Annotated in this window: 8 protein-coding genes and 1 tRNA gene; 6 read left to right on the top strand and 3 right to left on the bottom strand. The window is 61.9% G+C overall.

Annotated elements, in window-relative coordinates; genetic code table 11:
* Positions 1-519: 519 nt before the first annotated feature.
* The 3 genes from G542_RS0102945 to G542_RS0102935 all read right to left on the bottom strand — a co-directional run bounded on the left by G542_RS0102945 (position 520) and on the right by G542_RS0102935 (position 3,307).
* Positions 520-615: transfer RNA gene (locus tag G542_RS0102945), tRNA-Sec, on the bottom strand.
* Between the two features lie 59 nt (positions 616-674).
* Entirely contained in the window at positions 675-1,313 is a 639-nt protein-coding gene (gene pdxH, locus G542_RS0102940; RefSeq protein ID WP_027823339.1) for a pyridoxamine 5'-phosphate oxidase, read from the bottom strand.
* A complete protein-coding gene (locus G542_RS0102935; protein ID WP_027823338.1) occupies positions 1,313-3,307 on the bottom strand; it encodes a monovalent cation:proton antiporter family protein in 1,995 nt (664 codons plus the stop codon). The genes pdxH and G542_RS0102935 overlap by 1 nt, the downstream gene beginning before the upstream one ends.
* 121 nt (positions 3,308-3,428) lie before the next feature.
* Here G542_RS0102935 and G542_RS0102930 point away from each other — a divergent pair, with 121 nt between their 5' ends.
* Genes G542_RS0102930 through G542_RS0102905 form a run of 6 tightly spaced genes read left to right on the top strand, consistent with a single transcriptional unit; the run spans position 3,429 to position 8,233 of the window.
* Positions 3,429-4,412, top strand: coding sequence for a KpsF/GutQ family sugar-phosphate isomerase (locus G542_RS0102930; RefSeq protein ID WP_027823337.1), 984 nt, complete (start codon positions 3,429-3,431; stop codon positions 4,410-4,412).
* A gap of 7 nt (positions 4,413-4,419) precedes the next feature.
* Positions 4,420-4,947, top strand: a complete 528-nt coding sequence (locus G542_RS0102925; protein WP_012697491.1) for a KdsC family phosphatase — start codon at positions 4,420-4,422, stop codon at positions 4,945-4,947.
* A 6-nt stretch (positions 4,948-4,953) separates the two neighbouring features.
* The gene (gene lptC / locus G542_RS0102920; protein WP_027823336.1) at positions 4,954-5,526 is read left to right on the top strand and encodes an LPS export ABC transporter periplasmic protein LptC; all 573 of its coding nucleotides are present in this window, start codon (positions 4,954-4,956) and stop codon (positions 5,524-5,526) included.
* Positions 5,513-6,064: a lipopolysaccharide transport periplasmic protein LptA gene (gene lptA, locus G542_RS0102915; RefSeq protein WP_012697493.1), complete on the top strand. Its 552-nt coding sequence runs from the start codon at positions 5,513-5,515 to the stop codon at positions 6,062-6,064. The genes lptC and lptA overlap by 14 nt, the downstream gene beginning before the upstream one ends.
* Complete coding sequence (gene lptB, locus G542_RS0102910; protein WP_027823335.1) at positions 6,061-6,795, top strand: LPS export ABC transporter ATP-binding protein; 735 nt, start codon at positions 6,061-6,063, stop codon at positions 6,793-6,795. The genes lptA and lptB overlap by 4 nt, the downstream gene beginning before the upstream one ends.
* Before the next feature lie 7 nt (positions 6,796-6,802).
* Positions 6,803-8,233: an RNA polymerase factor sigma-54 gene (locus G542_RS0102905; protein ID WP_012697495.1), complete on the top strand. Its 1,431-nt coding sequence runs from the start codon at positions 6,803-6,805 to the stop codon at positions 8,231-8,233.
* Positions 8,234-8,248 lie beyond the last annotated feature (15 nt).

Here is an 8,248-nt window from a genome sequence, read left to right as displayed (position 1 = left end):
CACACAAGCGGAAGAACTGTTGTCGCAGCTGGACCCGGCAGAGCTGCTGGCGAGCGTCAGCGGTGACGGCGCTTACGATACCCGGGGCTTCTTCTATCGTGAGGTTCGCTCACGGGGGCCACGGTCATCGTGCCACCACGACGGAACGGCAAGCCGTGGAAAGACCGGGCCGATTTCGCTCAAGCCCGGAATGCCCTCCTGGCTGCAGCCCGGCATCCAGGGTGGCGGTTATGGAAGAAGTGGAGCGGTTACCACCGGCGAAGCCTGGTCGAGACCACCATGGGACGTTTCAAATTGTTGGATGAACGATTGGCTGCCGGCCGTAACGACAGGTCGCCGAGGTACATGTACGTTGCGCGATTCTGAACACCTTCAACCGGCTCGGCATGCCGGTGACGGTTGCGCTCGCCTGAAATCCGGCTGGGAGTAGGAATAACCTAGCTTGAGCCCGAGTTATGCAACAGCGCCGCCAGATAGCATCCTCGACATTCTGTTTTTACTGGCAGTTCATTCCATGAATGGCGGCAGAAAACAGGAGTCGAACCTGCCAGGGAGCGCTGGCGCCCCCAATCCGGTTTTGAAGACCGGCCACCCCACCGGGAGTGATTTCCTGCCATGCCAAGGCGTGCATTATGCCATGCTTCAAGCGCTCCAACAGCTCTTCGCAGCCATCCTTACGGGGACAGCCGGCTACGCAACCACGTACCGCTGCCATCCAGCCGGTACAAGACCCGGTCATGCAGGCGCGAAGGCCGCCCTTGCCAGAATTCCATCCGGTCAGGCGTAACAGCAAATCCTCCCCAATGCGGAGGTCTGGGCACGTTAACCATATAGCGGGCAGCAAACCCGGCAAACCGCGCCATCACCACCTCCCGGCCGCTGATTTCCCGGCTCTGCTCGCTGGCCCACGCCCCGACCCGGCTTTTGTACGGGCGGCTGGCAAAATAGGCATCGGATGCATCGGCGGGCAGCTTCTCTACCCGGCCTTCAATGTTCACCTGCCGCTCAAGACCCGGCCAGAAGAACGTCAATGCAATAAAGGGGGTATGGGCCAGATGCTGTCCCTTGCGCGATTCATAATTGGTGAAAAAGACGAACCGGCCGTTTTCCACACCTTTCAGCAACACGACTCGCGCGGCCGGCCGCCCTTCCGGTGACACGGTCGACACCAGCATGGCGGTCGGCTCGTCCACATCAGCCGTAATGGCCTCGTCCAGCCAGATCTGGAACTGTGCGACAGGATCATCCAGGCAGGAAGCTTCATCCAGTTCCCGGGCCTTGTAATCCTTGCGCATGTCAGCAATGTTTTTCATCAGAAACCCCGTTTCCCTGCCGGATCGCTTTCTTCCAGCAACATCAGCTCCACGGCCGCCAGCTGGTCCGGCGTACCCAGCAGCACCAGCACATCATCGACCTCCAGCACCAGCGATGGTTCCGGCAAGCTGATGCGTGCCAGCCGGCGCTTGACCGCCCGGACCTGCACATCCAGCGCATCCAGCTCCAGTGCGGCAATCGGCTGCCCTACAGCCACGCTGCCCGGCCGGATCAGCACGGTTGCCAGCCGTGGCTGCAAGCCGTCATCCATTGCCAGTGTTTCATCGGTCATGCCATGGAAAAAGCCGCGGAACAGGTTATAGCGTTCCTCGCGCACATTGCGGATACGCCGCAATACCCGGTTCAACGGCACGCCCATGGCCATCAGCGCCTGCGATGCCAGCATCAGGCTGCCTTCCATCACCTCGGCCACCACTTCGTCGGCACCGGCATCACGCAGCTTGTCGATGTCCGAGTCGTCAATGGTGCGCACAATCACCGGCAGGTCCGGCCGCAGTTCGTGCACCACCTGCAATATCTGCATGCTGGCGTGGGTATCGGCAAAAGTGATCACCACCGCCTTGGCCCGCATCAGCCCGGCCGCCAGCAGGACTTCTTTTTTGCCGGCATGACCGAACACCACCGCATCACCCGCCGCGCCCGCCTCCCGTACCCGCTCGGGATCGGTGTCCAGAGCAAAAAACGGCATGTCTTCTTTTTCCAGCAACCGGGCCAGCGCCTGTCCGCTGCGGCCGTAACCGCAGATGATGGCGTGTTCGTTGCGCATCATGCTCGACACCAGGATCGAATGCAGGTCTGCCGCCTGGGTTTCCCAGTCCGACCGGATCAGCAGGCGCACCAGCCGCGCACTCTGCTGGATCAGGAAAGGTGCGGCCAGCATGGAAATCAGCACCGAAGCAATGGCCGCCTGCTCCACCGCCGGTGGCAAAAAACGCAGGTTGCCGGCCAGTGCAATCAGCACAAAACCGAATTCCCCGCCCTGCCCCAGAGCAATGGCGGTTTTCAGGCTGTCATTGGCGCGGTACTTGAAAGCCCGCGCAATGGCGTACACCAGCCCCAGCTTCAGCGGGATCAGCACGGCGACAAAGGCAAACACCAGCCAGAAGCGCTCGGCCAGCGCGCCGATTTCCAGCCGCATGCCGATGGTGATGAAAAAGAACCCCAGCAGGATGTCGCGGAACGGCCGGATGTCTTCCTCGACCTGGTAGCGATACGGCGTTTCGCTGATCAGCATGCCGGCAACAAAGGCACCCAGCGCCAGACTGATGCCGGCCATTTCGGTCAGCCACGACACCGACAGCGTCACCAGCAGCACGTTGATCATGAAGAGTTCGCTGGAGCGCTGCCGGGCCACCAGATGGAACCACGGGCGCACCAGCCGCTGCCCGACAAAGAACAGGGCTGCCATCACGACGGCGACCTTGCCCAGCGCCAGAGCCAGATCGTAGAGCAGCGCGCTTGAATCCCCTGCGAGGGCCGGCAGCAGGATCAGGAGCGGTACCACCGCCAGATCCTGGAACAGCAGGATGCCGATCGACATCTGCCCGTGCGGCGCGTTCAGTTCCAGCCGCTCTGTCAGCAGTTTTGACACAATGGCCGTCGAACTCAGTGCCGCAATCGAGCCCAGGGCAAAACCGGTCAGCATCGAGCCGCCAAACAGCATCCACAGCAGCATCACCACCAGCAGGGTCACGCTGACCTGTGCCACGCCCAGCCCGAACACGATCTGCCGCATGGCGCGCAATTTGGGCAGGCTGAACTCCAGTCCGATGGTGAACATCAGGAAAACAATGCCGATTTCACCGAAAAACTGCGATTCGGCCGAATCGGAAATCAGACCCAGCCCACCCGGGCCAACGATGTATCCCACCAGCAAATAACCCAGCATGGCGGGAATCCGCGCCACCCGGAACAGGGTGATCACGACGACAGAAGCAAACAGGATGGCAACGAGTGGAGCGAGCGAATGCATCGATAAAGAAGGGTGTCCGGGCAAAAGACAGCAACGACTAAGGATAGACGAGTTTAACGCTTGGTATACTTGCCCACCTAATTCCATCTACACCGGCATGAAATCGCCGTTCATCATCAGCATGAATGCAAACTTATCCGCCCATCGTCTTGCGCTTGCCCGTGATGTACTGAGCACCGAAGCTCAGGCCATCGAATCCCTGTCGAGCCGACTTGATGAGACATTTCTGGCTGCGGTGGACGCCATGCTGGCCACAACCGGCCGCGTGGTAGTTACCGGCATGGGCAAGTCCGGCCACGTTGCCCGCAAGATCGCGGCCACGCTGGCTTCCACCGGCACGCCGGCCTTTTTCGTGCATCCGGCCGAAGCCGCGCACGGCGACCTCGGCATGATCCTCTCGGGCGACGTGGTGCTGGCCTTGTCCAACTCGGGCGAGTCGGACGAAGTGATCGCCCTGCTGCCCGCCATGCGCCGCAAACAGGTCACTCTGATCGCCATGACCGGCCGTACCGGCTCCACCCTGGCCCGCGAAGCCGACATCCATCTGGACGCCGCCGTCGAGCGTGAAGCCTGCCCGCTGGGTCTGGCGCCCACATCCAGTACCACGGCTGCACTGGCGCTGGGCGACGCGCTGGCCGTCACGCTGCTCGACGCCCGCAATTTCCGGGCGGAAGATTTTGCCATGAGCCATCCGGCCGGCAGCCTCGGCCGCCGCCTGCTGGTCCGGGTTGCCGACGTGATGCGCAGTGGCGACGACCTGCCAGCCGTCCCGCCCGAAGCCAGCCTGCGCGATGCCCTGATGGAAATCAGCCGCAAGGGACTGGGGCTGACGGCGGTTGTCGATACCGGTGGCCGGCCCCTGGGCATTTTCACTGACGGCGACCTGCGCCGGCTCATCGACCGCGGCGTGGTGGACTTTCATCACATGACGGTTGGCGAAGTCATGCACGTACACCCGAAAACCATCGCTTCCGACCGGCTGGCCACCGAGGCCGTCAAAGAGATGGAACAGAACAAGATCAACGGTCTCCTGGTACTGGATAACCAGGGCCGGGTCGAAGGTGCCCTCAATCTGCACGATCTCTTTCGTGCCGGCGTAGTGTGAGCGACTTATGCAGAACGTACTGACTCTGGCCGCCCGCGTGCGGCTGCTGATCATGGATGTCGACGGTGTCCTTACCGACGGCAAACTGTGGTTCAACCCGCAAGGCGAGGAAATCAAGGCCTTCAATACCCTCGACGGTCACGGACTCAAGATGCTGCAAGGCCAGGGAGTCCAGCTGGCCATCATTACCGGCCGCGCATCCGGCGCCACCGGACACCGCGCGCGCGCCCTGGGCATCGACCATCTCTACATGGGATCGGAAGGCAAGCTGCCGGCTTTTCTCGACATCCTGGAAAAAACCGGCCTGTCAGCCGAAGAATGCGCCTATGTCGGTGATGACGTGATCGACCTGCCTGTCATGCGACGGGTCGGGTTTCCGGTCGCCGTACCGGCAGCGCCGAACATCGTCCTCAGCCACGCCCAGTACGTCACCGGCCGCCAGGGCGGCGAGGGTGCCGTGCGCGAAGTCTGCGAGCTGATCCTGCAGGCGCAGGGCCGGCTGGATGCAGCACTGCGTCCTTACCTGGAGGACTAGGACAAGATGCAACGCAACCTGTCGCGCCTGTTTCCGGTGCTGCTGGCAGTCATCCTGGTCCTGCTGACATTCTGGCTGGAATACCTGCTGACGAACCTGCCCAGCGGCCAGAACAGCATCAACAAGGATACGGTCGAGTATCTGGCGACCGACTATCACAGCACGGCCTTCAATGCCCGCGGACAGATCGACAAATCGGCCTTCGGCAAGGAGCTGTGGCAGTTCCCGCAGCAAAAGCGCATCCATTTTTCCGACTCGACCCTCGAGCAATACCAGGAGGGCAAGCGCACCTTGTCGGTATCGGCCAAAACCGGCCATTACGACAGCGACAGCAAGATTGCCTTTCTGGACCAGGATGTCCACCTGCGTCGCGAACCCACGCCCACGCGCCCGAACGTTGCCACGGCCGATACCAGCAAACTGACCGTCAATACCGAAAAACGCACCGCCGACACCAACGCCCCCACGGTCTACCAGGAGGGTGCGGACCGCGTCACCGCAACCGGTGTGCATTACAACGACGTGACCCAGCAACTGACGCTGAAGTCGCGAGTAAGGATGATCCATGTCCCGCAATAATCTTGCCGGCTTCCTGCTGATCTCCGGCCTGGCCGGCCTTTCTGTCCCGGCGCATGCCGAACAGGCCGACCGCAGCAAACCCATCGTGATCGAAGCCGACCGTGCCAATCTCGACCAGCTCAAGGGCGTGACGGTCTACGAAGGCAACGTGATCCTGACCCAGGGCACGGCCCGCATTACCGGCAACCGGCTGGTTGTCACCGAGGACAACGCAAAACAGCAGATTGCCAACGTCTACGGCAACCCGGCCACCTTCAAGCAGCGCCTGGACGCAGACAAGGACGGCAAGGTGGAATGGGTGGACGGCAAGGGCCAGCGCATCGAATACGACAGCGGCAAGGATCTCGTCCGCATCTGGGACAACGGCCGTGTCACCCGCGGCGGCGACGTCGTTACCGGCAACTACATCGTCTACAACGCCAAGACCGAGCAGTTCGAAGCCAGCGGCCAGCAGGCCGGCCCCAACGGACAACCGCAGGGCAAGGGACGGGTCACCGTCACCATCCAGCCGCGCCAGCAGCAACAGGGGACGAAATGAGCCTGCCGCACAGCCATCTCAAGGTCCGCAACCTGCAAAAACACTACAAAAGCCGCACGGTGGTCAAGGATGTCTCCCTGGATATCGAAAGCGGTGAAGTGGTCGGTCTGCTCGGCCCCAACGGTGCCGGCAAAACCACCAGCTTTTACATGATCGTCGGCCTTGTTTCGGCCGATGCAGGAGAAATCTGGGTTGACGGTACCAACGCCACCCATCTCGCCATTCACCAGCGGGCGCGGCTTGGCATCGGCTACCTGCCGCAGGAAGCATCGATCTTCCGCAAGCTCACGGTCGAGGAGAACATCCTTGCCATCCTCGAGGTATCCGGACTCAGGGGCGACGAAGCCCGTCGCGAACTGGACCTGCTGCTGGACGACCTCAACATCACCCACCTGCGGGAAAACCCGGCCCTGTCACTGTCCGGTGGCGAACGCCGCCGGGTCGAGATTGCCCGGGCACTGGCCATGCGGCCGCGTTTCATCCTGCTGGATGAACCCTTTGCCGGGGTGGACCCGATTGCCGTCATCGACATCCAGAAAATCATTGCCTACCTGAAAGAGCGCGGCATCGGCGTGCTCATTACCGACCACAACGTGCGCGAAACCCTGCGCATCTGTGATCGTGCCTACATCATCAGCGCCGGCAGCGTACTGGCCACGGGCGACCCCGCCGTACTGGTCGCGGACGAAAATGTCCGCCGGGTCTATCTCGGCGAACACTTCCACTTGTGATCCCAGCATGAAACAAAGCCTCCAGCTCAAACTCAGCCAGCAACTCACGCTGACCCCGCAACTGCAACAGTCGATCAAGCTCCTGCAGCTGTCGACACTGGACTTGCAGCAGGAAGTCGAGCAGTTCCTGGCCGACAATCCCCTGCTGGAGCGTGTCGAAGACGGTGAACACGATGACGGAGCCACTGCTGCTGACGAACCGGCAGAACTGGCTCCGGCCGAGCACGCCGGCAGCGACGATCCGCGCGAGCACGATGACAGTGCCCGCGACCTGGACACGCTGAACGACTGGAGCAGCAGCGGCATCCGCGGCAGTGACGAGGACGACGACTGGGACCCGCATGCCAACCTGATCCGTCCGCAATCGTTGCGCGAGCACCTGCTGGCACAGCTGGCCGAAGTGCCGCTGTCGGCCCGCGACCGGGCAGTCGCCACCTTTCTGGTCGAAGAAATCGACGATGATGGCTACCTGCCGGCCTCGCTGGAGTCACTGGCGGAGCAATTGCCGGCATCGCTGGAAGTGGAACTGGACGAACTGACCATCGCCTTGCGGCTGATCCAGCAGTTCGAGCCGGCCGGCGTGGGCGCGCGTGACCTGACCGAATCGCTCCTGCTTCAGTTGCGGGCCCGCTCCGGCACCGACGAATGCACACTGGCACACACTATCGTGCGTGACCATCTGCAACTGCTGGCCAACCGTGACTTTACCCGCCTGCGCCGCGCCACCAGTGCCGACGACGAGGCGCTGAGACAGGCCCAGGCGCTGATCGCTTCGCTCAACCCGCGCCCGGCGGCCGGCTTTGCCAGTGGCGACACACATTACGTCATGGCAGACGTCATCGTGCGGCGCGACCGTCAGGGAATCTGGCAGGCACACTTGAATCCCGCGTCACAGCCCCGATTAAAGGTGAACCAGATGTACGCCAACCTGCTCGGCCGCTGCCGGGGCGAGGGGGGCGAGCTGTCAGGACGCCTGCAGGAAGCGAAATGGCTGATCCGCAATATCGAACAACGGGCCGACACTATACTCAGGGTGTCAAGTGTGATCGTGGAGCGCCAGCAGGGTTTCTTCGAACAGGGCGAGCTGCTGATGAAACCGATGGTGCTGCGTGATGTTGCAGAGGAACTGGGATTGCACGAATCCACCATCTCGCGCGTGACCAGCAACAAATACCTGCTGTGTCCGCGCGGCATTTTCGAGCTGAAGTATTTTTTCGGATCCGCGCTTGATACGGATTCCGGCGAAGAATGTTCGGCTACGGCCATCAAGGCCCGCATTCGGCGCCTGATTGCCGAAGAAGACGCCAGAAAGCCGCTTTCAGACAACACCATTGCCGATCTTCTGGGAGAAGAAGGCATCCAGGTTGCCCGCCGGACCGTGGCGAAATACCGTGAAGCCTTGCTGATCCCCCCCGCCAGCCAGCGCAAGATGATTTGATGTTTTAACGTGCAT

This window comes from Laribacter hongkongensis DSM 14985 (assembly GCF_000423285.1).
Taxonomy (GTDB): domain Bacteria; phylum Pseudomonadota; class Gammaproteobacteria; order Burkholderiales; family Aquaspirillaceae; genus Laribacter; species Laribacter hongkongensis.
Note: the sequence above shows the minus strand (reverse complement) of the source record. Positions and strands in the feature narration are given on the sequence as shown.